Here is a 25,546-nt window from a genome sequence, read left to right as displayed (position 1 = left end):
ACATGCTGAAGGGAGTGGGAAATGATGCTAATCCGTACTGACCCGTTCCGTGAGCTGGACCGGCTCACCCAGCAGGTCTTCGGAACAGCAGCCCGTCCGGCCGCCATGCCGATGGACGCGTGGCAGGAAGACGGGGAATTCGTGGTGGCGTTTGACTTACCCGGGATTTCTCCCGACGACGTGGATCTGAACGTTGAACGGAACGTCCTTACCGTCCGGGCAGAGCGCCGTGATGCCACCCAGCCCAACGTCGAACTGGTGGTCTCCGAGCGGCCGCGCGGCGTCTTCAGCCGCCAGGTCATTCTCGGCGACACCCTGGACGCGGACAAGATCAAGGCCAGCTACGATCTTGGCGTGCTGACACTGCGCATCCCCGTTGCCGAGCAGGCAAAGCCGCGGAAGATCGAGATCGAAAGCAAGGGCCAGCTGCACCAGATCGAGACGTAGCCGCCGCGCTGGCAGGGGCGGCCTGCGGTTTCCAGTCGGAAACCCTGGGCCGCCCCAGCCGCGATCCTCAGCAATCCTTCCAACGGCAGGCTTGTGTAATGACCAGCCCCTCACCGGATTACTATGCGGTGCTGCAGATTCCGCACGGAGCGTCGCAGCAGGAAATCGCCCGCGCCTACCGCGCCCTGATGCGCCGCCACCACCCGGATGTTGCCAGCGGTGAAGCGGTACCAGCCGAACTGCAACTCGTCATGCAGGCCTTCGCCACGCTCCGGGACCCCAAACGCCGTGCAGCCTACGACCGCAATCTCCTTGCCGTGACTGCCGGCGAACACCAACCCGCCAGCAAACCACAAAACATTCCCGTCCACGTGGTCCGGCACCGGGAACCGCCGCTCCGCGTCACGCCTGTCCGGTGGGAGAGCGGACCGTGGACCTGAAACCGACATGAGCGTCATAGGAGAACCACAGCCATGAGCGACTGGCGCCGCTACGACTCGCACCTGATTCCGGCCTTCCATGAGCGCTTTGAGCAGCGCTGGGGCAAGGGCACAGCGCCGTTCCTGGACCCCGAGGCCCATGAGGAGCCCCTGCCCCGCGCACAGTGGATCAATCCCACGACCGGTGCCGCGCTGGCCGTGGTGCCCATCTGGTCCGACGACGACCACCGGCACCGTACGTTCGGGGTGTTCTACCTGCCGCCTGCCGGGGACATTTGGGTGCTTCGCCCGGGCCTGACCCAGTTCCTGGAGCCCGACGCCGGCAGCTCCGCGAACCTGGTCGCCTTGCGGAACGATGCCTTCCGCAAGGCCGTGTCCCACGCCAACGAATTCCTCTTCGGGCCACCGCCGCTGGTTGATTAGCCCGCTGGTTGATTAGCCCGCCGGACTAGCCCGGCCCGGAGAAGCCCACGCTGCCAAAGCCCGGCCCGGGGACACCCGGCCCGGGTATCCCCGGACCCCCGAAGCCGGGGCCTGGGAAGCCGGGACCGCCGAAGCCTCCCTGCCCGTCCCCGCCGCCGGCGGGGCCGCTGCCCAGCAGGCTCCTGGTGAGGGTCTCGCCGTCGGCCATCAGTTCGTCCACCGCCTCGAGCAGGTGGCTGTCCGAGACGGGAGTGCCGTCCAGTGCGGCACGCACGACGGCGCGGCGGACCAGCTCGCGAGCAAACGAGGCTGTGGTGCCTTCGGTGCGGGCCGCCGCATCGCGGACGGCGTCCGGGCTGAACGGGATGCCGCGCGCATACAGCGTCACCAGTCCGATGCGCTCGTCCAGGGCCGGCAGCGGAACGTCCACGGCCAGGTCAACGCGGCCGGGGCGCTGGGCGAGGGCCCGCTCGAGCATGTCCACGCGGTTTGTGGTGAGGACGAAGGCGACGTCGGCGTCGTGGTCCAAGCCGTCCATGGCATCCAGAACCTCGAACAGCAGCGGCTGCGGCCCGTGCCCGAAGCTCCGGTCCTCAGCGATCAGGTCGCAGTCCTCGAGCACAACGATGGAAGGCTGCAGGGCCCGGGCCATGGCGGCCGCCTCGGAAATCCTGGCCAGTGACCCTCCGGACAGCAGGACCGCGGTGATGCCGTCGCTCTGGCTCAGCAGGTACCGCACCGTGTGGGTCTTGCCCGTACCCGGCCGGCCGTGCAGCAGGATGCCCCTCTTGAGGTGCTGGCCGTACGCGTTCAGCGACTCCCGGTGCGCGGCGATGCCCAGGGCGTGATCGGCCACTTTTTGGAGCAGCCCCTCGGGAAGGATGACGTCGGAGGCGGTGAGCTCCGGCCGGGCGTGGAACGTCACGCCACCGCTGCTGGGCCCGTACTCGCCCATGACCAGCGAAATGACCTGGCCCTTCAGGATGCTGCCGCGCTGCATGCGCCTGCGGAACTCGGCCAGGAAGTCTGCCGCGTTTTTCGCATCAGCGGCCAGGACCTCAAGGCACGCCGTCTGCCGCCCGTACCGCGGCGCCGCGTCCCGCTGCAGGACGGCAACAGGGCTGCCCGCGTGCCGGAACAGCCACAGCCCCAGTGCCACGGCTTGCCGCTGTTCATCCGGTCCCACAGCAAGGTTGATGTAATCGGGCTGGGACAACGGAAACTGTGGAAAGAACTGCGACTGTTGCAGCATGTCGCTCAGGGACTGGTGGTGGCGCTGGTCGCCGCCGCCGATCCCCACCAGCCGGAATTGCCCGTCCTCGGCGGCGAGTTCGGCCATCCGGATGTCCGCGTCCACGAACCGGTGGGCCGGCACCTCCTCCACCACCACCGCGAGTGATTCGGCCGGCACCGCCAGATGCTCGGTGATTGTTGTCAGCAGCTGGGTGCCGGCCTGTACGCGGTGCTGCCCGGACTGGGCGATCTGAACCAGCTGCGCGAAATCGTCGATGAACTTCCCCAATTTTTCATCCATGTCGCAGACCCTACCAGCGGCCTGTCGTCAGCGGCCCGGGGCCTGTGCCATTCTGGGAGGTACCGCAGTTCGGAGGTACCGCAGTCCTCCTGAGCTGCCGAAGCACTGGAGCCATCGAAGGAGAAGGCCATGTTTGCGCCCAAGGGTTCATTTTCCAGCTTCAGCGTCGACTACGTGGCGCGCGCCAGGGAGTTTTACGCGCAGACGCTGGGCCTGGCCGTGTCCGACGGCGCGATGGGCACGCTGGAGCTGTCCATGCCCGAGGGGCACCGGATATTTGTTTACCCCAAGGACACCCATGAGCCGGCCACCTTCACCGTCCTGAACCTTGTGGTCGACGACGTCGAGGCAGCCGTTGATGAGCTCAACGCGGCGGGCGTCCAGACCAAGATCTATGACGATCCCAACCTGCCCACGGACGAAAAAGGAATAGCCCGGGGGATGGGACCGGACATCGCCTGGTTCAAGGATCCGGCCGGCAACGTGATTTCCGTGATCAACCCGGGCAGTGCGGCGCCCTGAGCGGTAGACTCCGGAAATCTGAAGTTTTGGCCTACCGGCCGTCCACAACGTCACAGAGGTCCAGCGATGCATACTTCCGCCAAAGAATTGGCCGCTATGGTTCCGACCGGATTCACCCTTGGGGTGGCTACAGCAGCGTTCCAGATTGAAGGGGCCCTGGACGAGGACGGCCGTGGTCCCGCCGGCTGGGACGTCTTCGCAGCAAAACCGGGAACGATCGTGGACGGCCACAGCCCGGCCGTGGCGTGCGACCACTACCACCGCATGCCGCAGGACGTGGCCCTCATGAAGGAGCTGGGGGTCGATTCCTACCGGTTCTCACTGGCGTGGCCGCGGATCCAGCCGGACGGCCGCGGAGCGGTCAACCGGGCCGGGCTCGACTTCTATGACCGGCTGCTGGACGAGCTGCTGGCCAACGAAATTTCACCGATGGTCACCCTCTACCACTGGGACACGCCGCTGGCCCTCGACGAGGACGGCGGCTGGCTCAACCGGGACACGGCCTACCGGCTGGGCGATTTCGCCGCCATTGCTGCGGCGGCGTACGGGGACCGGGTGGCGCGTTGGGTGACCATCAACGAGCCCGCCACCGTGACCACCAACGGCTATGCCCTGGGGCTGCACTCCCCGGGGAAGGCCGACTTCGCAAATGGCCTGCCCACCGTGCACCACCAGCTGCTGGGCCACGGCCTGGCGCTGCAGGCTCTGCGGGCAGCGAAGGTGCCCGGCGAAATCGGCATGACCAACGTGTACTCGCCCGTTGTGCCCAACTCCGGCAACCCCCTCGATTGGATCAGTGCGGGAGCCATGGATGTGGCACAGAACCGGCTTTACGCGGACCCGGTGCTCACCGGAAAGTATCCGGACCTCATCCGGGCGGCGAAGCTCTTCTCGTCCTTCGAGCATCCTGACGAGGACATGGCCGTCATCTCCCAGCCGCTGGACTTCTACGGCCTGAACTACTACATGCCCACCCGGGTGGCGGCCGGCGGCGGCGACAGCCCCGTTCCGGCGGCCATGGCCGAGGCGATGGGGGATGACCTCAGGGACGCCACGCCCGGTGCCCCGCTGCACATCGAGCCGTGGCCGGACACCGAAACCACTGCCTACGGGTGGCCCGTGAAACCGGAATACATGGCCGTGGCGCTCAAGGAGATGGCCGAACGGTACCCGAAACTTCCGCCGGTGATCATCACCGAGGGCGGGGCGAGCTTTGTTGACGTCAAGGTCCGCGACAAGTCCGCCAACCGGACCTTCATCCCCGACGAGCGGCGGCTCCGCTACCTCTCCGACCACCTCGGCACCGCCCTCCGTGCCACGGCCCCCGGCGGTGAGGCAGAGGCGATCGACCTGCGCGGCTATTACGTCTGGTCATTCATGGACAACTTCGAATGGTCAGGCGGCTACAAACAGCCGTTCGGCCTGGTGCACGTGGATTTCGAGACGCAGGTGCGCACGCCCAAGGCCTCGTTCTACTGGTTCCAGGAACTCCAGGAGGAACGGAAGCTGGCAGCGTCCGCGGATGCCGCCGTCGCGGCTGCGGCAGCAGGGACGGACGGCGCGCTGACAGACGCAGGGATCTCCGACGGCGGAATGTCCGACGGCGGTCCGGTCACCTAGCGCAACACGGTCACCTAGAGCCGTCCGGGCACCTGGCGCAACACGGGCACCTAGAGGAGTTCGAGCTCCCGGAGCTGGCGGGCTATGCCGGCCCCGTCGGGGGAGTAGATCCACGGCACCGTCGAGGCGCTGTGGTCGCCGTCCTCGGAATGGCCGCCGGCGAAGACGGCTTCGCTCACGGACAGCTGCCGGATGGCGATGGCCGCCACCTTGTCCGCGTTGTGCTGCGTGAACTGCGAGTAGATCTGCTCGTCGTGCTGGCCGTTGTCGCCAATCAGGAGCCAGCGCATATGCGGGAACTCGGCCGCCAGCCGCTCAAGGTTGCGGCGCTTGTGCTCCTGGCCGCTGCGGAACCAGCGGTCCTGCGTCAGCCCCCAGTCCGTCAGGAGCAGCGGGCCGGCCGGGTACATGTTCCGGGTCAGGAACCGCGCGAGGGTGGGCGCAGCGTTCCAGGGGCCCGTCGAGAGATAGATGACCGGCGCGTCGGGATGCTCAACGGTGAGCCGGTCCAGCAGCACCGCCATCCCCGGGGTGGCCATCCTGGCCCGCTCGCTCAGCACAAAGGTGTTCCAGAGTGCCAGGAACGGCCGGGGCAAGGCCGTCACCATGACGGTGTCGTCAATATCGGAGACGATGCCAAATTTCGTGTCCGGGGCAATGACAAGAATGCTTGCCTCCGCCGGTTCGGCATCCCGGGAGCGGAGTATGGCGGTGTGCCAGCCCGGTGCGAGGGACACCGGTATGTCGATGTCCACCAGCCCGCCCCGGTCGGCCTTGACCTTCGTGACCGTTCCGCCCACCTCGATCTCCACCTCGGAACGGGGGATGGGAACGCTGGTGAAGGCGCGCCAGCCACGTACATTCTCGGTGCCGTTCCGCGCGGCATGGTCAGCGCGGCTGCCGGGCACGGGCTTGCTGGCCAGCACCACCCTGCCCAGGACACGGACCCACTCGGTGGAGCCGTAGCCCTGGTAGGCGATCGTCTTGGGCTCAAACTTCCAGCGGCGCGCCAGTTTCAGGCGCGCCGTATTGATCGAGTCGGATAGCCAGTGGGCCAGGCGGAAGACGCGCGTCCCTGACAAACTCGTCCCTGACAACGGTGATTCCTGCGACGCCATGTCCATCCCTTCACTCTGCCACAGGGCAGCCGTCCATGGGCTGCCCGCCCGCGCTCTGTTACTCGCCGCCGTCTCCCAACATGCCGCGCAGGGTGGCCGCATTGCGCACGGCGTTGCCGCCGCCGTCGTTGTTGAAATAGGCGAAGACTTCCTTTCCGGAGCTGCGCCACTCCCGGATCCTGTCCGCCCACCAGCCCAGTTCCTCATCCGAGTAGGAACCGCCGTACAGGTGCTGGTGGTCGGGCCCGTGCAGCCTGACGTAGACGAACGGTGCGGTCGCCTGGAGGTTGCAGGGTAGATTGGCGCCGCTCATGACGGTGTACGCAGCCTGGTGCCGTTTCAGCAGTCCGTACACGTCCGGATGCTCCCAGCTGGGATGCCGGAACTCCACGGCCACCCGGATCCACTCGGGCATGGCGCCGAGGAAGTAGTCCAGCCGGGCGTCATCCCTGGCCATGCCGGGAGGCAGCTGCACCAGCAGCACCGCGCGCTTGTCGCCGAGCTCGTGCCAGCACCGCGAGATGCGTTCGATCCAGACTTCCGGGCCGTACAGCTTCTTGCCGTGGGTGAGCCCGCGGGGGGCTTTGACGGACAGCGAAAAACCGGCCGGAAGCCGGGTCCGCCAGCCGGCGAACGTGGTGTCCCGCGGCCAGCGGTAGAAGCTGGCATTGAGCTCCACCGTGCTGAATCTTGCCACGTAGTATTGCAGCCGCTCCCGGGTGGGGAGCCCCGGCGGGTACAGCACATTTTCCCAGTGGTCGTAGCTCCAGCCCGACGTGCCGATGTGGATGTTCACCTGTCGGGCGTCACTCGAAGTGCGTTGTCAGTGGGCCGCCGCCGGCAGAGTCAACGATGGCCGCAGCGACGTCGCGCAGCTTCAGGTTGCGCGTACTGGACGCCGACTTGATCAGGTTGATGGCGTCCTCCTGGCTGCAGCGGTTCTGCGCAATGATGATCCCGACAGCGGTGTCGATGATGGTCCGTGACTCCATCGCCCGCCTGAGGTTGGCGGCGTGGTCGTTGCGTTGGGCGAGCATGACCGCGAGCCGGAGACCCTTGGAGGCCTGCCGGACATAGCTGATCGCGCTCTCCACGGCGGCCGCGTCAAAGACGTTCGGCTTCTCGGAGTACAGGTTGAGTCCGGCCCGTGCATCGGCGCCCGGCAGTTCGAAGGGGACCGCCAGAACCGAACGGATGCCTTTTTTCAGGACGGTGTCGTTGTAATCCGGGAATTCGGTGTCGAGCTCGAAGTCCGGAACGTGGACCAGGACACCCTCGCGGCAGGAGCGAAGGCAGGGGCCGTCGCCAAACTGGTACTGGATTTCGTCCAGTGCCTGGGCGTGCTCACCGCTGCTGGCCACGGTGGCGGCCGAACGGTGCCGCAGGAGGGTAATGCCGGAATAGATCTGGCCGTGCGGTCCCGACATGCTCTCGGCCGAGAACCGTGCCAGCTCTTCGAGGAAATCCTGGACATCCTGGGTGTCCAGCAACATGTCCTGGACGCGCCCCACCACGTCGGCTTCGCTCAGGCGACTATCCACTCAAGGCTCCACTTCCGCCCTGCAAACGGGCTGGGCCGGGTGACCGGGCAAGACTCCGGCGGCCGCTCCGCCTCACTTCAGGCTACACCCGGTACCCCCTCGTGCCGCGGGGCCTGCTGTGGCACTGTAAGGGCATGGTAGGCATCGAGGATTATGCGGTGGTCGGCGACCTGCACACGGCGGCCCTGGTCAGCACTGAAGGGTCGATTGACTGGCTGTGCCTGCCCCGGTTCGATTCGCCGGCATGCTTCAATGCACTCCTGGACACCCCCGAAGCCGGCCGCTGGCTCCTCGCCCCGGCAGGTGGCGGCGGCTGCACACGGCGCCGCTACCGGCGGCACACCCTCATCCTGGAAACCGAGTGGGAAACTGATGACGGCGCCGTCCGGGTCATCGACTTCATGCCTCCCCGCGACGAGGTGGCGGACATCGTGCGGATCGTGGTTGGGCTGCACGGACACGTCCGGATGAGAAGCGAGCTGGCCCTGCGCTTCGACTACGGCCACATCATGCCCTGGGTGCGCCGGGACAGCCACGGCCTCCACGCCATCGCGGGACCCGATTCTGCCTACCTGGTGACCACCGCCCCGCTGCGCGGCGAACGCATGCACACCGTCAGCGACTTCATCGTGAAAGCCGGCGAACGGGTGCCGTTCGTGCTGACCTGGGCGCCCAGCCATGTCCGGCGGCCCCGGTCCGTGGACGCCGAGGAAGTCCTGGACTCCACCGAACGGTTCTGGCGGGAGTGGACGGATAAGTGCAAGGTAACCGGGCCGTACAAGGATGCCGTGCAACGCTCGCTGATCACGCTCAAGGCCCTGACCTATGCGCCCACCGGAGGCATCGTTGCAGCCGTGACCACGTCGCTGCCGGAGCAGCTGGGCGGGCCTCGGAACTGGGACTACCGCTTCTGCTGGCTCCGAGATGCCACCTTGACCCTCCAGGCGCTGCTGGCCGCCGGCTATACCTCCGAGGCGGCGGCGTGGCGCGACTGGCTGCTTCGGGCCGTGGCGGGGGACCCGGCCGACCTGCAGATCATGTACGGGATCCACGGGGAACGCAGGCTGCCCGAAATGGAGCTGCCCTGGCTGGCCGGCTACGAGAACTCGACGCCGGTCAGGGTGGGCAACGCGGCCGCCGGCCAGCTGCAGCTGGACGTGTGGGGTGAGGTCCTGGACTGCCTTGCCCTGACCCGCAACTCGCTGCTGAAGCACACGGACGAAGCCTGGGACGTCCAGGTGGCGCTGATGGAATACCTCGAAGGGGCCTGGGACCAGCCGGACAACGGGCTGTGGGAGATGCGCGGCCCGCGGCGCCATTTCACCCATTCCAAGGTGATGGCATGGGTAGCAGCGGACCGGATGGTCAAGGGGGTGCGGGATTCAAGGCTTCCCGGTCCGGCGGACCGCTGGGAGGCGCTGCGTGACACCATCCAGGCCGAGGTCATGGCTAAGGGCTTCGACGCCGAGCGGAACACCTTCACCCAGAGCTATGGCCGGCCGGAACTCGATGCCAGTCTGCTCCTCATTCCCCGCGTGGGATTCCTCCCGCCCGACGACCCCCGGGTGATCGGCACTATCGAGGCCATCCAGCGCGAACTGACGGAGGACGGGTTCGTGCTCCGGTACCGGCCCCAGGTGAGCGACGACGGACTGCCAGGCGGTGAGGGGGTGTTCCTTGCTTGTTCCTTCTGGCTCGTGGAGGCGCTGCTGGGGGCAGGCCGGCACAGGGAGGCCACGGAACTGTTCGAACGGCTGCTGTCGCTGCGCAACGACGTCGGACTGCTGAGCGAGGAATGGGGCGTCCAGAGTAGGCGGCACCTCGGGAACACCCCGCAGGCGTTCAGCCATTTCGCGCTGGTGACCAGTGCACTGGAACTCAGTCAACACCGGCCCCGCCGGAGCGACAAGCCGCTCCCGTCAAAGGCTGGCACCGGCTGAGGGCTTGGCGCCGACAGCCTTGTTCGAAGCCGAATTTGGGTGGCACCTCTCACCTTCGGTTTGTAAGTAAGTATACTTACTAAACACCTTGGCGAAGGGTGAAGAAGGAGGAAGGCAAATTGGCTGGATATTTCGAGTTGGTGGACGCCCCCGACGGCGGTTACAGGATCCGGCTGCTGGACGGGACGGGGGCGCTGATGGCGGTGTCCGTTACCTTCCCGACGAAGCGCGCGGCGGTTGCCGGAGTTGCCCAGGCCAGGGAGATCGCCGGCACCGGCCTGATACGTGACTGCTCCAAGGACGCAGTCAAGCGGCCCGCGCAAAAGCGCCACGCCAAGCCCGCGCGTCAGGCAGTGAAGTCCACAGTTGGCGCCGGCTATGGCTCCCCGAAGAGCGTCCGGCAGCGGGTGCCTGCGCCGCACCTGGCCGAGGTTGGCGCGGGTGTCGGTGGATAAGCCGGTGGATAGGGAGTCGGGAGGTCCGTCGCCGGCAGGGCGCCGCCGGGAGAAGGCTGTCCTGTTCGATGTTGACGGAACGCTGATCGACTCCGCCTACATCCACACTCTCGCCTGGTGGCAGGCGTTCCGCCAGTCCGGTTTCGACGTGCCTATGGCCCGGATCCACCGCTGTGTGGGGATGGGCGGGGCGCGTCTGGTGGACAATTTGCTGCCGGACTCCCGGAACAGGGAAGTGGATGAGGCCATCCTGTCCGCCCATTCAGGGGTTTTCGGCACGTTCTGGCCATCGCTCCGCGCCTTTGACGGGGCCCGGGACCTGCTGGCCGAGTGCAGCCAGGGCGGCCTGGCGGTGGCCCTGGCCTCGTCCGCGAGGGAGCAGGATCTCAACGCGTTGCGGTCGGCGTTGTCGGCGGATGACTTCATTGATGCCGCCACGAGCTCCAATGATGCGGAAAACAGCAAGCCTGAGCCGGACATCCTGGTGGCGGCGCTGGAGGCTGTTGGGGTTCAGGCCTCCGGCGCGGTTTACGTGGGGGATGCGGTGTGGGACGTCATGGCGGCCAGCAGGCTCGGCATGCCCACCATCGCCCTGACCTGCGGCGGCACCAGCGAGGCGGAATTGCGCGACGTGGGGGCCGCCGAGGTCTACGCGGGTCCGCGGGAGCTGCTGGACAACCTGGGCCGCAGTGCGATCGGAAAGCTGCTCGCAGGCTAGGTGTCCGGCGGCGTCAGGCGCCGGCCGTGTCCACCTTGGATTCGGTGTTCGTGAACCCGCCGCCCTCGGGTTCGTCCGCGTACGCCCCTTTGTTCCACGACACCGAAACCGACACGGAGCCGTCGTCGTTCCTGACCACCTCGGTGAGCACTTCCGAAACCGCCGCCCCCATGGCGAGGATCTTTGCGCGGTAGGTGGTCACCAGTTCCTCGAGGCTGGACTCCGTCCATTCGCCTGGGCGCATGCGCGTGGAAATTTCCACTGGTTCGGGCTGGTACAGCGACATTATGGGCGCCTTTCCTAGGGGGCAAGAACAGTTCCTACGCTAAGAGCGTTCCCCGGCCGAAACAAGAGAACAGCAAGGATGCTTACTTTCCAATCCTGGATCACGAAAAATTGATAAGCATGCTGATCTTCACATCCGGGCCCGGGCGCGTTACGGTCGAAAGGACGCGACGTGCAGCTACAGGAAGGCGCTCCATTGAAGGCACTGACTTGGCAAGGCAAACGCTCGGTGACCGTGAAGGAAGTACCGGACCCCGTCATCCAGGAGCCCATGGATGCGATCGTGAGGATCACGTCCTCTGCGATCTGCGGTTCGGACCTCCACCTGTACGAGGTGCTTGGCCCCTACATGCACAAGGACGACGTACTGGGCCACGAACCCATGGGCATCGTGGAAGAGGTGGGAAGCGCCGTCACCAACCTGGCCAAGGGCGACCGCGTGGTCATTCCCTTCAACATTTCCTGCGGCCACTGCTACATGTGTTCACAGGGCCTCCAGTCGCAGTGCGAAACCAGCCAGGTCCGCGCGAAGAACTCCGGGGCCGCGCTCTACGGCTATTCGGAGCTCTACGGCTCCATTCCCGGCGGGCAGGCGGAGTTCCTGCGGGTGCCGTTCGCGGACTACGGCCCGGTGAAGGTGGGGCAGGAGCTGCCGGACGAGCGGTATCTGTTCCTTTCGGACATTCTTCCCACTGCGTGGCAGGCCGTGAAATACGCCGACGCTCCAGCCGGCGGAACGCTGGCCGTCTTCGGGCTGGGGCCGGTGGGACAGTTCGCCTCCCGGGTAGGCGCGTACCTCGGCCAGCGGGTGATCGGTGTTGATCCCGTCCCGGAGCGCCGCGGGATGGCGGCGCGCCACGGCGTCGAGGTCCTGGACTATGCCAAGGGCATCGCGGACGAACTGCGGGAGATGACCGAAGGCCGGGGCCCGGACGCCGTAGTCGACGCCGTCGGGATGGAAGCGCACGGATCACCGGTGGCGGGATTCGCCCACCAGGCACTCGGCCTCCTTCCGGACAAGGTGGCACAGAAGGCCATGGAAACCGCCGGCGTGGACAGGCTGGCCGTGCTCCACACGGCCATCGACTCGGTCCGGCGCGGGGGCACGGTTTCCCTGAGCGGTGTCTACGGCGGCATGGCCAGCCCCATGCCCCTGCTCACCATGTTCGACAAGCAGATCCAGTTGCGCATGGGCCAATGCAACGTCCGCCGGTGGACGGACGAGCTGCTTCCGCTGGTGGAGGACGACGCCGATCCGCTGGGTGTGATGGATCTTGTCACCCATACTGCCGGGCTGGCCGAGGCGCCCGAGCTTTATGACAAGTTCCAGAAGAAAGCGGACGGCTGCATCAAGGTGGTCCTTAAACCCTGACGGGTAGGTGGACGGTGAAGTGTAGAGACGCCGGGCTTTAGCAGCGAGGTCCGGGACGGTGGCTGGCGGGCGACTAACCCGTCAGCCGCTTTCCGTTAAGGGCTCCGCCGGGCTGCCGCCTGGATGCAGAGGAAGGCGCCGTTAAGGTTGGTGTCCAGTGTTTTCGCCCAGGTCTCATAGTTCAGTTCGAGGAACTTGGTGCCGCCGCCCGTGCCTGGGCCAGGGCCACCGCAGTGGCGCGGCCGATGCCGGAATCGCTGCCGGTGACAATGGCGGCGCGGGGCGAGAAATCGGGCGAGAATCACATGGTGCGTCCTTTCAGTGTCAGGCCGCGGCATCCACAACGCAGAAGCGGTTTCCGTCCGGGTCTTCGAGCACGATGAAGTCCGGGTCATCCGGATAGGAGTCCCAGTCCACCCTGGCTGCGCCGAGCCCGACGAGGCGTTCCACCTCGGCGGCCTGGTCATCGGCGTAGAGATCAAGGTGGAGGCGCGGGTGGGGCTGGACAGCGGTCTCGCTGAGCATGAGGGCGAGGCGGGCGCCGTCGCCTTTTTGCGGGACGAGCACCACCCACGTTTCGTCGCCGTCTTCCCGCGGGACGTAGCCGAGGGCGTCACACCAGAAAGCGGTGGCGCGGGCGACGTCGTTGACACCGAGGACAGTCGTTCCGATCGTCAGCATGCCCCCATGCTTCCGCGCGGCCAGTTGCGACGCAAGGGCTGGGAAAACCGGAGACGCCGGAAACGTGCGAAATCGCCGGAAGCCTAGCGGCGAACTGGCAGGCTTCCGGCGATCTCGGCGATTCGGGGAGGAGGGGGCTCTACGTCAGGCGGATCTGGCGGTTCATGTCCTTGTACAGCAGGTAACGGAACTCGCCCGGGCCGCCGGCGTAGCAGGCCTGCGGGCAGAAGGCGCGCAGCCACATGAAGTCGCCGGCCTCCACCTCAACCCAGTCGTTGTTGAGCAGGTACATGGCCTTGCCCTCCAGGACGTACAGGCCGTGCTCCATGACATGCGTCTCCGGGAACGGGATGACCCCGCCCGGCTGGAACGTCACGATGTTGACCTGCATGTCGTGGGCCAGGTCGCCGGAATCCGTGAAGCGGGTGGTCTTCCAGGCGCCGTTGGTATCCGGCATCGCGGTGGGTTCCACCTCGGCATCACTGGTGACGAAGGACTTTGCCTCGTAACCCTCGAGCCGCTCGTACGCCTTGCGGATCCATTGGAAGGAGACAATGTCATCCGAGACGTTCTCCAGGCCCCAGGTGGCACCGGCGGCCAGGTAAGCGTAGCCGCCTTCCTCCAGCTGGTGAAGTTCGCCGTCGAGGGTCAGGTTGACCTTGCCCTTGGTGACAAAGACGACGCCTTCGACGCCGGGTTCAAACTCGGCCTTGGGGGCGCCGCCGCCCGGGCCGATCTCCACGATCAGCTGCGAAAATGTGGTGGCAAACCCGGCGATCGGGCGGGCCAGGATCCAGGAGCGGGTGTTGGAGAAACCCGGCAGGGTGCTGGTCACGATGTCGGTCATGACGCCCTTGGGGATGACCGTGTAGGCTTCGGTGACGATGGCCCGCTCCGTGGTGAGGTGGGTCTGCGGCGGCAGGCCGCCCTGGGGGTAGTAGTACTTGCCCATCTGTGGATCCTTACTTCGAAGTGGTGTGGGCCAGCCGCGGGTGGGCCAGGCCGGTGAGTTGGGGGAGTCCGACGCCGGCCAGCGCCTGGACGTCGTCGGCGCCCACGGCGCCGCACTGGACGCCGCGCAGCACGAACGCCGCGAGCGCGCGGGCGGTGGCGGGCTCGTCCATGACCCCGCCTTCGGTGCGTTCAACATAGTTGCGGAGCCGGGCCGCGGCGGCCGGCAGACCCTGGCGGTAGAACGCGTACGTCGCCGCGAAACGGCTGGGCAGCTGGGCCGGATGCAGGTCCCAGCCCTGGTAGTAGCCGCGCTCCAGGGAACGCCGCACCAGGCGGCCGTGCAGCTGCCAGGCGTTTTCCACGTTGTCGCCCACCGGGATGATGTTGGTGGATCCGTCGGACAGCCGGATGCCGGTGCCTGCCACCGCCAGCTGCATGACCTCCTTGGCGAAGTCCGCCACCGGGTGCTCCATCGACTGGTACTCCGCGGAGATCTGCAGGGAGGCCGAGTAGTCGTATGTGCCGTAGTGCAGGCCGCTGATCCGGCCCGGGACGGCGTGCGGCAGCTGTGCCACCGGGGACGTCCCCTCCGGGCCGAGAATGAGCTGCGGCGTCTCCACCTGCACCTCGAACCGGAGCCGGCCGGCCGGGAGCGAGTGGATCTCCTCAAGGCGGGAGACCGCGTAGTCCATCGCCTGCACCTGCGCCACGGTGGTGACCTTGGGCAGGGTCAGAACCAGGCCCTCGGGGAGCTCGCCCGCCGCGGCCAGGCCGGAGACAAACAGGTCCAGGGTGCGCAGCCCGCGGGCCCGGGTGGCGGCCTCGAAGCACTTGAACCGGATCCCGATGAACGGCGGCGCGGAACCGGCCGAAACTGCGGTTGCCACGGCGGATGCCGCGGCAACCGCGGCGGCGTCCTCGGCGTCGTCGCCCCGGTCCCCGAACCCGTCCTCGAAGTCGAGCCGGAGGTCCTCGACCGGTTCAGTCTCCAGCTTCGCCTGGACGCGTGACGCCACAGCCTCGGCGAGGTCGGCGTCCTGGCCCAGCAGCGAGCCGATCCGGGCCAGCCCGCCGTGGGCGGCCGCCGTCGCCAGCGCCTGGGTTCCCCAGTCGGCGGCGAGCGACGGCGTGAACCGGTCCGCGGGGACGTAGACGGTGTGGACGGGCTGGCGGGAGCCGTCGTCACCCGGGTAGTTCCGCTCCAGCAGCCGGTCAGTGTCCGCCAGCTGCCCGTCGATCCGGGCCAGGTCCGCCGGGGTGAGCGATGTTTCGGGTACCGCCATGCCTCAGCCCACCAGTTCGTAGGCGGGGGTGGTCAGGAAGTCCGTGTAGTCCTCGGAGAGGCAGATGTCGCCGATCAGGGCGCTGGCGGGCTGGTAGTAGCGGGCGAACGCTTCCTCGCCCACCTCGCCGCGCAGCTTTTCAGTTTCCTCGGCCAGGATCCGGGTGACCAGTTCGCGGGTGACCTTGTTGCCGGTGTCCGCGAGGACCACCTCGTTGCGGATCTGCTGCCAGACCTGCGAACGGGAGATTTCCGCGGTGGCGGCATCCTCCATCAGGTTGTGGATGGCCACCGCGCCGTTGCCGGAGATCCAGACGGCGGTGTAGGCCACCGCAACGTAGAGGTTCAGGCGCAGGCCGGCTTCCGTGACCTGGCCTTCCGCGGAGGCGATGTCCAGCAGCTGGCCGGCCGTGACCGAGACCTCCGGGCGCTGCTTGTCCAGCTGGTTGGGCCGGTCGCCGAGCACCGAATCGAAGACCTCCTGGCACACGGGCACGAGGTCCGGGTGGGCCACCCACGAGCCGTCGAAGCCGTCGTTAGCCTCGCGGGTCTTGTCCGCGCGGACCTTCTCGAAGGCCTGGGCGGTGACCTCGGGTTCGCGCCGGTTGGGGATGACCGCGGCCATGCCGCCCATCGCGAACGCGCCACGGTGGTGGCAGGTCTTCACCAGCAGTTCCGTGTAGGCGCGCATGAACGGTGCCGTCATGGCCACGGTGGCTCGGTCCGGCAGCACGAAGCTGGCACCGGCGTCGCGGAAGTACTTGATGATGCTGAACAGGTAGTCCCAGCGGCCGGCGTTCAGGCCCGAGGCGTGGTCCCGCAGCTCGTAGAGGATCTCGTCCATCTCGAACGCGGCCGGGATGGTCTCGATCAGGACGGTGGCGCGGATGGTGCCCTGGCCAAGGCCGAGGAAGTCCTGGGCGAAGACGAACACGTCGTTCCACAGCCGTGCCTCGAGGTGGCTCTCCATCTTCGGCAGGTAGTAGTACGGGCCGTGGCCGTTGAGCACCAGCTGCTTGGCGATGTGGAAGAAGTGCAGGCCAAAGTCCACCAGCGCGCCGACGGCGGGTTCGCCGTTGAGCAGCAGGTGCCGCTCCTCCATGTGCCAGCCGCGGGGGCGGGCCACGACGACGGCCAGCGGGGCGTCGGTGCGGAGCCGGTATTCCTTGCCCTCGGGAGAGGTGTAGCTCAGCGTTCCGGTGGCGGCGTCGCGGAGGTTGAGGATGGCGTCGATGACGTTGCCCCACGTGGGTGTGCTGGCGTCCTCAAGGTCTGCGAGCCACACCTTGGCGCCGGAGTTCAGGGCGTTGATGGCCATCTTGGCCGGCGAAGCCGGCCCGGTCATCTCAACCCGGCGGTCCAGCAGTGCCGCCGGTGCGGGAGCAACCTTCCAGTCGCCGTCGCGCACGTTTTTCGTCTCCGGCAGGAAATCCAGACTGCCGGTCTGGGCCACCTGCTCACGCTTGGCCTTGCGGGCCGCGAGCAGCTCGCCGCGCCGGCCGGCGAAGCGCTTGTGGAGCTCCTCCACGAACGCCAGGGCCTTCGGGGTGAGAATTTCCTCCGCACGCTCGATCGGCCGGGGGTCTGTGACTGTGATAGCCATTGTGGGTCCTTTCCAGGGCTGATTCAGGCGTTGGCGAGGGCTGCGTCCGCAGGCGCAGCCTCAGTTGCGGGTGCTGCTTCATTTCCGGTCGCTGCCGGTGCGGTCCGAACACCGGCGGCTGCATGTGCTGCGTTCGCTACCGCGGTGGCAACGTCGGCGGCCACGTGGGGATCGAACACGCTGGGGATAATGTAGCTCGCATTCAGTTCATCGTCAGCAACCCGGTTGGCGATCGCCTCGGCGGCGGCCACCAGCATTTCCGGCGTGATGTCCGATGCCCCGGCGTCCAGCAGTCCGCGGAAGAATCCCGGGAAGGCCAGGACGTTGTTGATCTGGTTCGGGAAGTCGCTGCGGCCGGTGGCGACGACAGCCGCGTGCTTCGACGCCACTGTCGGGTCGATTTCCGGCGTCGGGTTGGCCATGGCGAAGACGATGGCGTCCTTGGCCATCGAGGCGACCTGTTCCTCGCCGATGACGTGCGGCGCGCTGACGCCGATGAAGACGTCGGCACCCTTGAGGGCCTCGTGCAGCGTGCCGGAGAAGCCCTCGTCGTTGGTGTTGGCGGCAATCCAGGTGCGGTGTTCGTCGTCGTACTTCTCACCCGAGTGGATGGCGCCGGAGCGGCCGGCGGCGATAATGTGCTGCGCGCCCTGGGCCTTGAGGAGCTGGATGATCGCGGAGCCTGCGGCGCCGACGCCGGAGACCACGATGCGGACGTCCGCGAGCTTCTTGCCCACGACGCGGAGGGCGTTGACCAGGGCGGCCAGAGTGACGATCGCGGTGCCGTGCTGGTCATCGTGGAAGACCGGGATGTCCAGTTCCTCGCGGAGCCGGTTCTCGATCTCGAAGCAGCGCGGTGCGGCGATGTCCTCGAGGTTCACGCCGCCGTAGACCGGGGCGAGGGCCTTGACGATTTTGATGATTTCCTCGGTGTCCTGGGTGTCCAGGCACACCGGCCACGCATCAACGTTGGCGAACTGCTTGAACAGCGCAGCCTTGCCTTCCATGACGGGAAGCGCCGCTGCGGGGCCGATGTTGCCGAGACCCAGGACGGCAGAACCGTCGGTGACCACGGCGATCGTGTTCCGCTTGACCGTCAGGTTGCGTGCGGCGTCGGGGTTTTCGGCGATGGCCAGGCAGACGCGGGCGACGCCGGGGGTGTAGGCGCGGGAGAGGTCGTCGCGGTTGCGGAGCGCCACCTTCGGGACGACTTCCAGCTTTCCGCCGAGGTGCATCAGGAAGGTGCGGTCCGAGACGTTGCGGACGGTGACGCCGTCGAGCGCGTTGAGCGCATCCTTGACCCGGTCCGCGTGGTCCTGGTCGGTGGTGTTGCAGGTGACGTCGACAACCAGGGTCTCGTGGTGGGACTCGGTGACGTCCAGCGCGGTGATCGCTGCTCCGGCTGCACCGACGGCGGCCGCGAGCTCGCTGGTGGCGGAGAAGCTCGAGGGGGCCTCCACGCGCAGGGTGATTGAGTTTCCGGGGCTGGGGTTCGCCATTGAATGTCCTCCTGGTCGGGCCCATCGCTGGGATGGGCTCTTCAGCTGAATGTTTTCGTATTATGGATATTATTATCTACTTTATGGAAACACAAGCCCTTGATGCTTCCATCGACGCGGCCCCGGCCCGTGCTGTATCTTTGGCTGTCTAAGCAACTTTTTTCACGATGCGGATAAGAGTTGTCGTATTCGAGGCAACAGGAGAGTGCTACATGGCTGAGAAGGCCACCGGAGGCGTGCAGTCCGTTGAGCGCGTCTTTGAACTTTTGGAACTGATCACCGACGCCGGCGGTGACGTGACGCTCAGCGAGCTCTCCTCTTCCACGGACCTGCCCCTGCCGACGATCCACCGGCTGCTGCGCACGCTCGTGGCACTCGGGTACATCCGGCAGCTGCCCAACCGCCGCTACGCCCTCGGGCCGCGGCTCATCCGGCTCGGCGAAGGCGCCAACAAGCAGCTCGGTGCCCTGGCGCGGCCGCAGCTGAAGTCCCTCGTGGACCGGCTGGGGGAGACGTCCAACATGGCCGTGCTGGACTCGGACATGGTGATTTACGTGGCGCAGGTGCCGTCGCTGCACTCGATGCGCATGTTCACCGAGGTGGGCCGCCGCGCCCACACCCACGACACCGGGGTGGGCAAGGCTATTCTGGCGCAGCTGGACGATGACGTGGTGCGCGGCATCGTGACCCGTACCGGCATGCCCACGCCCACGGCCAAGAGCATCGGCGACTTCGATTCGCTGATTGCGGATCTGAACCGGATCCGCGAACGCGGCTACTCGATCGACGAGGAGGAACAGGAGCTCGGCGTGCGCTGCTTTGCCATGGCCGTGCCCAACGCCCCCACGCCCACCGCCATCTCCGTCTCCGGGCCGGTTTCCCGCGTGGACCAGGCCTTCGCTGACCGCGCCGTGCCGCTCCTGCGCGAAGCAGCCCAGGCCATCTCGGACGAACTCAACCAAAACTGACCTCCCGCCGTCGTACTTTCACAGCGCGAGCTGGCAGCTAATGCCCCCAAATCTCGGATTTGGGGGCATTAGCTGCCTATTCGCGCTTAAGTGGGGCGCTAGTGCTCGGAGCTGGATGACGCCTGGATGGGGACTTCCTTGCCGTCGCAGTCGATCAGCTTTCCGCCTTCGAAGCGGTCGCCGTCGGCCAGGCACTGCAGGTCCTCCTCCTTGACGATGCGCTCGGTGCCCGCCACGAACACGGACTGGTTCTCCGAATTGCCCGCCTTCAGGTGGTTGAACAGCAGGTTCAGCAGGATGGCCATGACCGCCGCCGAGCTGATGCCGGAGTGGAAGATGGTGCTGAACCAGGACGGGAACTGGTCGTAGAAGGCCGGCGCTGCGATGGGGATCATGCCGAAGCCGATGGACGCGGCCACGATGATCAGGTTCATGTTGTTCCGGTACTCCACCTTGGAGAGCGTCCGGATGCCGCTGGCGGCAACCGTTCCAAAGAGTACGACGCCGGCACCGCCCAGGACGGGCGTCGGCACCGCCGCAACCACCCGGCCAAGGACCGGAAGCAGGCCGAGGATGACCAGGATGAGGCCGCCGGCGCTGACGACGAACCGGCTCTTGACGCCGGTGATCGCCACGAGGCCCACGTTCTGTGCGAAGGCGCTCTGGGTGAAGGAGTTGAACAGCGGGGAGATGGCGCTGGAGAGCATGTCAGCCCGCAGGCCGTCGCCGATCCGCTTCGAATCGACCTTGGTGCCCACGATCTCGCCGACGGCGATGATGTCCGCGGAGGTCTCGGTGAGCGTCACCAGGATGACGATCAGCATGGAGATGATAGCTGCGATCTCGAACGTGGGCGGCCCGAAGGCGAACGGGGTGGGGAACGCGACGATCTCGCCCTGGCCCACCTTGGAGAAGTCGGCCATGCCGAAGGCAAAGGCGATGGCCGTGCCCAGAACCATGGCAAGCAGGATGGACAGTCGGGAGATGGCGGCGTTGCCCACCTTGCTCAGCAGCAGGACGATCGCCATGGTGGCGGCGGCCAGGCCGATGTTGGCCATGCTGCCGTAGTTGGGGGCCGCCTTGTTGCCGCCCATGGCCCAGTTGGCGGCCACCGGCATGAGCGTGAGGCCGATGGTGGTGATGACCGTGCCCGTGACAACAGGCGGGAAGAACTTGATGATCCTGGAGAACAGGGGCGTGATGAGCAGCCCGATCAGCGAGGCCGCGATCACCGAACCGAAGACCGCCTGGATTCCGCCGCCGCCGTGGACAATCGCAACCATTGTGGAGACGCCGGCGAAGGAGACGCCCTGGACGAGCGGGAGCTGGGAGCCGAAGAAACGGATGCCGACGGTCTGGAGGATGGTGGCCAGGCCGCCGACGAAGAGGCAGGCGGCGATCAGCAGGCCGATGTCCTGAGAGGACATTCCTGCCGCGGCGCCTATGATCAGGGGCGGCGCGATGATGCCGCCGTACATGGTGAGGACGTGCTGGAACCCGTAGGCGAAAGTGCTGCCGATCGAGAGGCGCTGATCTTCCGGGCGGGTTGCCGCTGGGCGGCTTTTCTTGGTGATGTTCATGGCAGACTTTCTTGGTTCATGGCAGACGCCTTCGTCTGGCTAACAATGTCTGGCTAACAATTTGAAACTTGTGGCGTGGCCGGGTCCGCTGGCGGGAACCGTGGCCCGGTTTATGCGGCCGGGGGGAGTTTGTGTCCACTTATTGGGGGTTTAGGGGTGCTTAAGCCGCATGGACGAAAACTCGGAACCGGTGGTGGTGTGCCGGCGGGCCCGCGGACTTTCGGTCCGCGGGCCGGCCGGGGTCTAGCAGAAGCCGGCGATGCCTGACCAGGCGGCGTCGGCTGCTTCGGCGTCGTCGCGCAGGACGGTGGCTTCGATGAGTCCGTAAGGGCGGTCGGCCGCGAAGAAGACCTCGTTGGGGTTGTCGAGCCCGAACGGCGAGAGGTCCACGAGGAAGTGGTGCTTGTTGGGCATCGAGAACTTGATTTCCTCGATCTCGCTGTGGGCTTCCAGGACCTTCGCGCCCATGTCGAACAGGGTCTGCTGGAGGGCGTGGGAGTACTTCTCGGTGAAGCCCTCAAGCAGGAGGCTCTTGACGTCCTCGTAGCTCTTGTTGAAGTCCAGCGAACTGAAATCCGTGCCGGACTTGAAGCGCCAGCGGGCCGAGACGTCGGTGGCCAGGATGCGGTCGGTGGTCTCCGGCAGGGTGGTGTACTTGTCCTTCGGGTATCCGACGAAGCCGGACTGTGTGGACTTCAGGACGGTCAGGTCCTTGAGTCCGGAGATCAGGTGGGTGGCTGCGCCATCGCGGACCAGAACGGCGGTGCGGACTTCCTGGCCCTTGCGGACGAAGGAGTGGTCGTGCGCGCTGCCGTGTGCCTGGATGCGTTCCCAGGCGTAGGACTCGGCTTCCCAGCGGCCGCCTGTGACCCAGTCGAAGCTGGAGGTGAAATGCTCGCCAAGGCGCAGCAGGAAAGCCTCGGGGGAGCCGACGCCTTCCCGGGCGAAGGCGTAGATGGTGTTCTTCTGGGTGTCGGTGGCGACCACGTGGGCGTTGTCGCCTTCGAGGTGGGCGGCTTCGAAGTCGCCGCGGAGCTGCGAGGTGACGTTCAGGTCCTCGATCTCGTGGCGGTCGGTGTCGCGGGTGATCTTGACGACGCGGACTTCGGCCTTGCCGTACTGGTTGTGGCCGAGGACGATCTTGTTGCTCATGGTCTGTTCCCAACTTCCGGTATGTGGAACGAAAGTCCCACATAGAAATTAAGTGCGTGTTTCCCACGCATTTCCTGTGGCGTCGACCCAAACAAAAAATGAGCCGACATCAGTTGATGCCAGCTCATTACGACCCTGCCTGCTGCTCCCAGGTTACGTGACGTGCGCCACGAATTGACTTCAAGAGTAGCGCAGCATCCCGGTGGTGTACATCACCAATTTAGAAAACCGATTGTGACCGGGGCGGTGCGAAACGGGTTGGCTGGCGGGTCTTGACGTGCCGCGAGGCGTGTCCGTAAGATTTCACATATCAAAAACTTATTTCCGCTCTACGAAATACCTTGAGCGGAGCAAGGCAAGAAACGAGGAGGAACAGATGGACTCGCAGGATCAGAACAACGTCGCGGAATTCCCGGCCCCCGGCCAGGAGCTGTACCTGCCGTTCGGTGCCACGGACCCCGACTTTTACATCCCGGCCGACTGCGACCGGCGCTCAGGCAGCCTGTCGCGGTGGCTGCGGGCGCTTCCGGTCTTCGGCAGGCGGCCGTAGCAGCTGCCAGAGACGCAGTTTTCGCCGCGCGACGCGCAAATGGTCCGGCGACACCCGCATTCGGGTGTCGCCGGACCTTTTCTGCGTCGCCGGACCCTTTCTGTGTCCTCAGGCCGTGGGCGGAGAATCCGGGCGCCCCGGCCACTCCTTGCCGGCCCACGGGTCATAGTCGGCGATGAGCTCCTCCTGTGGGGGGCGCTCCGCCTCGGGGACGTGTTGCAGGTTCACCCGTACCCGGTACCAGAGCGAACTCGACCCGCGCATTCCGTCGACCAGCACATCGGCCGGGTGCAGGGCGGGGACCACGTCCGCATGCCGGGACTTCCACTCGTCGAGCGCAGCGAGTGCTTCCGGCTTGGTTTTGGTGCGGGCCACTTCAATGAGCGGCATCACCGACTGGCGGCGGCCGGAGCCGTTGCCCCCGCGCGGCGCCTTCTCGGCGGGGCCGAGTTCCGCAGCCAGGGCGAGAAGCCCGTCAAGTGCTCCCACGGCGTCGTCGATGCCGGTGTGGGGGTCGCCCACCTCGGCGAAGCGCTCCAGCACTGTGGGCACCGTAAACTGCTCCGGCCGGGCGGAGCGGACCTCGTCCCAGGTGAGCGGCGTCGAGACCCGGGCGTCAGGCAAGGGCCGGACTGAGTAAGCCGACGCCACGGTGCGGTCCTTCGCATTCTGGTTGAAGTCGACGAACACACTCTCCCCGCGTTCCTCCTTCCACCACCGCGCGGTGGCAAGGCCCGGAGCGCGGTTTTCGACCTCCCGGGCGAGGGTCTCGGCAGCGAGCCGCACGTCGCGGTACGACCACTGCGGCGCGATCCGGACCAGGATGTGGAGTCCCCGCGACCCGCTCGTCTTTGGCCACCCCACGAGCCCGGCGTCGTCGAGCACCTCCCGCGCGACATACGCGACGTCAACGATCTGCGACCAGTCGACTCCCGGCATCGGGTCCAGGTCCACCCGGAGCTCGTCCGGGTGCTCGAGGTCCTCGGCACGGACCGGATGCGGGTTGAGGTCGAGGCAGCCAAGATTCACCACCCACGCCAGGCCCGCGGCATCCCGGATGACGGCTTCCTCCGCGGACGTCCCCGACGCGTAATGCAGCGTCGTCGTGTCGATGAAGTCGGGGTGGTTGTCGGGCACGCGCTTTTGGAAGAAGGCCTCCGCGTCGATGCCCTTCGGGAAGCGCTTGAGCACCATCGGCCGGCCGCCTGCACCCCGGAGTGCGCCATCCGCGACGGCCAGGTAGTACCGCACCAGGTCGAGCTTCGTCAGTCCGGGCTCCGGGAACACCACCTTGTCCGGGCTTGAGATGCGGACCTCGGAGCCGGCAATGTCCAGGATCTCGGCCGGCGTCTTCGACGGAGTCATGCCGCCACGCTAGCAGCTGGCTAACCTCATCGGAATGACGCTCCGTCAGCCGTTCACGAGCCGCCGCGCCGCCGCCGAATGCTCCGCAACCAGCCCGGCCACGTCGAGTCCCGGAATCTGGCCGTCCACCACGCGCCACTCGCCGCCCACCATCACGCGGTCCGCGCGGTCGGCGGCGCACAGCAGGAGGGCGGCGAGGGGATCGTGGCTGCCCGAGAACCGCAGCTCGTCGAGCCGGAACAGGGCCAGGTCCGCCTGCATGCCGGGTGCCAGCTGGCCCAGGTCCGGCCGCCCCAGTACCGCCGCCGATCCGCGGGTGGCCCAGCCCAGCGCCCGCTCCACCGGAACGTGCGCACCGTAGCGGAGCCGCTGCAGGTACAGCGCCTGCCTAGCCTCGAGAATCATGTTGGAGGCATCGTTCGACGCCGATCCGTCCACGCCCAGCCCCACGGGCACGCCCGCTTCCTCCAGTTCGAGGACCCGGGCGGTGCCGGACGCGAGGCGCATGTTCGACGTCGGGCAGTGGGCGACGGCGGTTCCCGCCGCTCCCAGCCGGGCGATTTCAGCGTCGCTGAAATGGATGCCGTGGCCCAGCCAGGTCCTGTCCGTCAGCCAGCCCACGCTGTCCAAATAGTCCACGGTGCGCAGCCCGAACGTCTCGAGGCAGAATTGCTCCTCGTCGAGGGTCTCCGCGAGGTGCGTGTGCAGCCGGACGTCGTGCCGGTCCGCCAGCGCCGCGCTCTCGGCCATGATCTCCTTGGTGACGGAAAACGGGGAGCAGGGCGCCAGCGCAATCTGGATCACCGCACCGTCGCCTCGCTGGTGGTACTCGCGGATCAGCCGTTCGCTGTCTGCCAGCACCGCCTCAGGGGTCTGCACCGTCGACTGCGGCGGCAGCCCGCCGTCGTCCTCCCCCAGCGTCATGGAGCCGCGGGTCAGGGTGGCCCGCATGCCGAGGCGCCGGACGGCGCCGATTTCGACGTCGATCGCGTCCTCCATCCCCGCGGGGAAGAGGTAGTGGTGGTCGGCAGCGGTGGTGCAGCCGGAGAGCAGCAGTTCGGCGAGGGCCACGGTGGCTGCGAGTTCAAGGTCCCGTGGGGTCAGCCTGGCCCAAACAGGGTAGAGGTTCTGCAGCCAGGGAAACAGGGGAGCGTTGGCCACCGGACCCCAGGCGCGGGTGAGCGTCTGGTAGAAGTGGTGGTGGGTGTTGATCAGCCCGGGGAGCACAACGTGGCTGCCGGCGTCGAAGGTCTGCCCGCAGGGTGCGGAGGGCGCCTGTCCGGCGCCGAGCACCTCCACAATCTTGCCGCCGCTGACCACCAGGCCGGCTGAGGCGTCGAGGCCGTTGGCGGTGAAGGCAGCCAGCGGGTTCCGGATCCAGAGCCGGGATTCGGCGGCCGGCGCCGGTGACTGAAGGTTCGGCGACGGAACCTTCGTCGACTGAGAGTCAAAGAGCTGGGTCATGGGGGTCCTTGTCTGAGCGTGCTGATACTTTCC

25 protein-coding genes and 1 pseudogene are annotated in these 25,546 nt (G+C 66.8%); 11 read left to right on the top strand and 15 right to left on the bottom strand.

All coding sequences use genetic code 11. The annotated features are described in order from the left end of the window. Positions 1–24 precede the first annotated feature (24 nt). From ABRP34_RS10325 to ABRP34_RS10315, 3 genes are all read left to right on the top strand, one after another. The gene (locus tag ABRP34_RS10325; RefSeq protein ID WP_353713345.1) at positions 25–447 is read left to right on the top strand and encodes an Hsp20/alpha crystallin family protein; all 423 of its coding nucleotides are present in this window, start codon (positions 25–27) and stop codon (positions 445–447) included. Positions 448–545: 98 nt separating this feature from the next. Further along, positions 546–887, top strand: coding sequence for a J domain-containing protein (locus tag ABRP34_RS10320; RefSeq protein ID WP_353713149.1), 342 nt, complete (start codon positions 546–548; stop codon positions 885–887). A gap of 33 nt (positions 888–920) precedes the next feature. Continuing rightward, the gene (locus tag ABRP34_RS10315; RefSeq protein WP_353713148.1) at positions 921–1,310 is read left to right on the top strand and encodes a hypothetical protein; all 390 of its coding nucleotides are present in this window, start codon (positions 921–923) and stop codon (positions 1,308–1,310) included. Between the two features lie 25 nt (positions 1,311–1,335). Here ABRP34_RS10315 and ABRP34_RS10310 read toward each other — a convergent pair whose 3' ends face one another. Further along, on the bottom strand, positions 1,336–2,844 hold the full coding sequence (locus tag ABRP34_RS10310) for an ATP-binding protein (protein WP_353713147.1): 1,509 nt from the start codon (positions 2,842–2,844) through the stop codon (positions 1,336–1,338). Between the two features lie 129 nt (positions 2,845–2,973). Between ABRP34_RS10310 and ABRP34_RS10305 the strand changes: the two genes are divergently transcribed. Together ABRP34_RS10305 and ABRP34_RS10300 are read left to right on the top strand one after the other, a co-directional pair. Then, on the top strand, positions 2,974–3,366 hold the full coding sequence (locus tag ABRP34_RS10305; protein WP_353713146.1) for a VOC family protein: 393 nt from the start codon (positions 2,974–2,976) through the stop codon (positions 3,364–3,366). A 66-nt stretch (positions 3,367–3,432) separates the two neighbouring features. After that, positions 3,433–4,986, top strand: coding sequence for a family 1 glycosylhydrolase (locus ABRP34_RS10300; RefSeq protein WP_353713145.1), 1,554 nt, complete (start codon positions 3,433–3,435; stop codon positions 4,984–4,986). Positions 4,987–5,036: 50 nt separating this feature from the next. Here ABRP34_RS10300 and ABRP34_RS10295 read toward each other — a convergent pair whose 3' ends face one another. From ABRP34_RS10295 to ABRP34_RS10285, 3 genes are read right to left on the bottom strand one after another with little or no spacing between them, the layout of a single operon-like run. After that, positions 5,037–6,110 (bottom strand): phosphatase domain-containing protein, encoded by a 1,074-nt coding sequence (locus tag ABRP34_RS10295; RefSeq protein ID WP_353713144.1) that lies wholly within the window; start codon positions 6,108–6,110, stop codon positions 5,037–5,039. Positions 6,111–6,162: 52 nt separating this feature from the next. Beyond that, a complete protein-coding gene (locus ABRP34_RS10290) occupies positions 6,163–6,900 on the bottom strand; it encodes a DUF72 domain-containing protein (RefSeq protein ID WP_353713143.1) in 738 nt (245 codons plus the stop codon). Positions 6,901–6,910: 10 nt separating this feature from the next. Next, a complete protein-coding gene (locus ABRP34_RS10285; RefSeq protein ID WP_353713142.1) occupies positions 6,911–7,645 on the bottom strand; it encodes a GAF and ANTAR domain-containing protein in 735 nt (244 codons plus the stop codon). 134 nt (positions 7,646–7,779) lie between these two features. Here ABRP34_RS10285 and ABRP34_RS10280 point away from each other — a divergent pair, with 134 nt between their 5' ends. The 3 genes from ABRP34_RS10280 (at position 7,780) to ABRP34_RS10270 (ending at position 10,758) form a co-directional block, all read left to right on the top strand. Continuing rightward, on the top strand, positions 7,780–9,585 hold the full coding sequence (locus ABRP34_RS10280) for a glycoside hydrolase family 15 protein (RefSeq protein ID WP_043420206.1): 1,806 nt from the start codon (positions 7,780–7,782) through the stop codon (positions 9,583–9,585). Positions 9,586–9,704: 119 nt separating this feature from the next. Further along, positions 9,705–10,040, top strand: a complete 336-nt coding sequence (locus ABRP34_RS10275; protein ID WP_353713141.1) for a hypothetical protein — start codon at positions 9,705–9,707, stop codon at positions 10,038–10,040. A gap of 4 nt (positions 10,041–10,044) precedes the next feature. Continuing rightward, positions 10,045–10,758, top strand: a complete 714-nt coding sequence (locus tag ABRP34_RS10270; RefSeq protein ID WP_353713140.1) for an HAD family hydrolase — start codon at positions 10,045–10,047, stop codon at positions 10,756–10,758. Positions 10,759–10,771: 13 nt separating this feature from the next. On the opposite strand, the gene ABRP34_RS10265 is transcribed toward ABRP34_RS10270, so the two are convergent. Further along, on the bottom strand, positions 10,772–11,044 hold the full coding sequence (locus tag ABRP34_RS10265) for a hypothetical protein (protein WP_353713139.1): 273 nt from the start codon (positions 11,042–11,044) through the stop codon (positions 10,772–10,774). A 195-nt stretch (positions 11,045–11,239) separates the two neighbouring features. Here ABRP34_RS10265 and ABRP34_RS10260 point away from each other — a divergent pair, with 195 nt between their 5' ends. Next, positions 11,240–12,415, top strand: a complete 1,176-nt coding sequence (locus tag ABRP34_RS10260) for a zinc-dependent alcohol dehydrogenase (RefSeq protein ID WP_353713138.1) — start codon at positions 11,240–11,242, stop codon at positions 12,413–12,415. A 104-nt stretch (positions 12,416–12,519) separates the two neighbouring features. On the opposite strand, the pseudogene ABRP34_RS10255 reads toward ABRP34_RS10260, so the two are convergent. From ABRP34_RS10255 to ABRP34_RS10230, 6 genes and pseudogenes are all read right to left on the bottom strand, one after another. Then, a pseudogene (locus tag ABRP34_RS10255) lies at positions 12,520–12,686 on the bottom strand (SDR family oxidoreductase); the annotation flags it as partial. A gap of 53 nt (positions 12,687–12,739) precedes the next feature. Continuing rightward, the gene (locus ABRP34_RS10250; RefSeq protein ID WP_003806342.1) at positions 12,740–13,096 is read right to left on the bottom strand and encodes a VOC family protein; all 357 of its coding nucleotides are present in this window, start codon (positions 13,094–13,096) and stop codon (positions 12,740–12,742) included. 139 nt (positions 13,097–13,235) lie between these two features. Next, positions 13,236–14,048, bottom strand: a complete 813-nt coding sequence (locus ABRP34_RS10245; RefSeq protein ID WP_353713137.1) for a bifunctional allantoicase/(S)-ureidoglycine aminohydrolase — start codon at positions 14,046–14,048, stop codon at positions 13,236–13,238. Between the two features lie 10 nt (positions 14,049–14,058). Further along, positions 14,059–15,333 (bottom strand): aldolase, encoded by a 1,275-nt coding sequence (locus tag ABRP34_RS10240; protein ID WP_353713136.1) that lies wholly within the window; start codon positions 15,331–15,333, stop codon positions 14,059–14,061. A 3-nt stretch (positions 15,334–15,336) separates the two neighbouring features. After that, a complete protein-coding gene (gene aceB, locus ABRP34_RS10235; protein ID WP_353713135.1) occupies positions 15,337–16,935 on the bottom strand; it encodes a malate synthase A in 1,599 nt (532 codons plus the stop codon). A gap of 23 nt (positions 16,936–16,958) precedes the next feature. Next, positions 16,959–18,434: an NAD-dependent malic enzyme gene (locus ABRP34_RS10230; protein WP_353713134.1), complete on the bottom strand. Its 1,476-nt coding sequence runs from the start codon at positions 18,432–18,434 to the stop codon at positions 16,959–16,961. A 212-nt stretch (positions 18,435–18,646) separates the two neighbouring features. On the opposite strand from ABRP34_RS10230, the gene ABRP34_RS10225 reads away from it, so the two are divergent. Further along, the gene (locus tag ABRP34_RS10225; RefSeq protein WP_003806337.1) at positions 18,647–19,402 is read left to right on the top strand and encodes an IclR family transcriptional regulator; all 756 of its coding nucleotides are present in this window, start codon (positions 18,647–18,649) and stop codon (positions 19,400–19,402) included. A 98-nt stretch (positions 19,403–19,500) separates the two neighbouring features. Here ABRP34_RS10225 and ABRP34_RS10220 read toward each other — a convergent pair whose 3' ends face one another. After that, complete coding sequence (locus ABRP34_RS10220; protein WP_353713133.1) at positions 19,501–20,982, bottom strand: nucleobase:cation symporter-2 family protein; 1,482 nt, start codon at positions 20,980–20,982, stop codon at positions 19,501–19,503. Positions 20,983–21,225: 243 nt separating this feature from the next. Next, on the bottom strand, positions 21,226–22,134 hold the full coding sequence (gene pucL, locus ABRP34_RS10215; RefSeq protein ID WP_353713132.1) for a factor-independent urate hydroxylase: 909 nt from the start codon (positions 22,132–22,134) through the stop codon (positions 21,226–21,228). Between the two features lie 376 nt (positions 22,135–22,510). Here pucL and ABRP34_RS10210 point away from each other — a divergent pair, with 376 nt between their 5' ends. After that, the gene (locus tag ABRP34_RS10210) at positions 22,511–22,684 is read left to right on the top strand and encodes a hypothetical protein (protein WP_172411654.1); all 174 of its coding nucleotides are present in this window, start codon (positions 22,511–22,513) and stop codon (positions 22,682–22,684) included. Positions 22,685–22,792: 108 nt separating this feature from the next. On the opposite strand, the gene ligD is transcribed toward ABRP34_RS10210, so the two are convergent. After that, positions 22,793–24,049, bottom strand: a complete 1,257-nt coding sequence (gene ligD / locus ABRP34_RS10205; RefSeq protein WP_353713131.1) for a non-homologous end-joining DNA ligase — start codon at positions 24,047–24,049, stop codon at positions 22,793–22,795. Between the two features lie 45 nt (positions 24,050–24,094). After that, positions 24,095–25,513: an 8-oxoguanine deaminase gene (locus tag ABRP34_RS10200; RefSeq protein WP_353713130.1), complete on the bottom strand. Its 1,419-nt coding sequence runs from the start codon at positions 25,511–25,513 to the stop codon at positions 24,095–24,097. Between the last annotated feature and the right edge of the window lie 33 nt (positions 25,514–25,546).

The organism is Arthrobacter sp. K5 (assembly GCF_040448525.1).
Lineage (GTDB): Bacteria > Actinomycetota > Actinomycetes > Actinomycetales > Micrococcaceae > Arthrobacter > Arthrobacter globiformis.
This window is presented reverse-complemented; position numbering and strand designations above follow the sequence as displayed.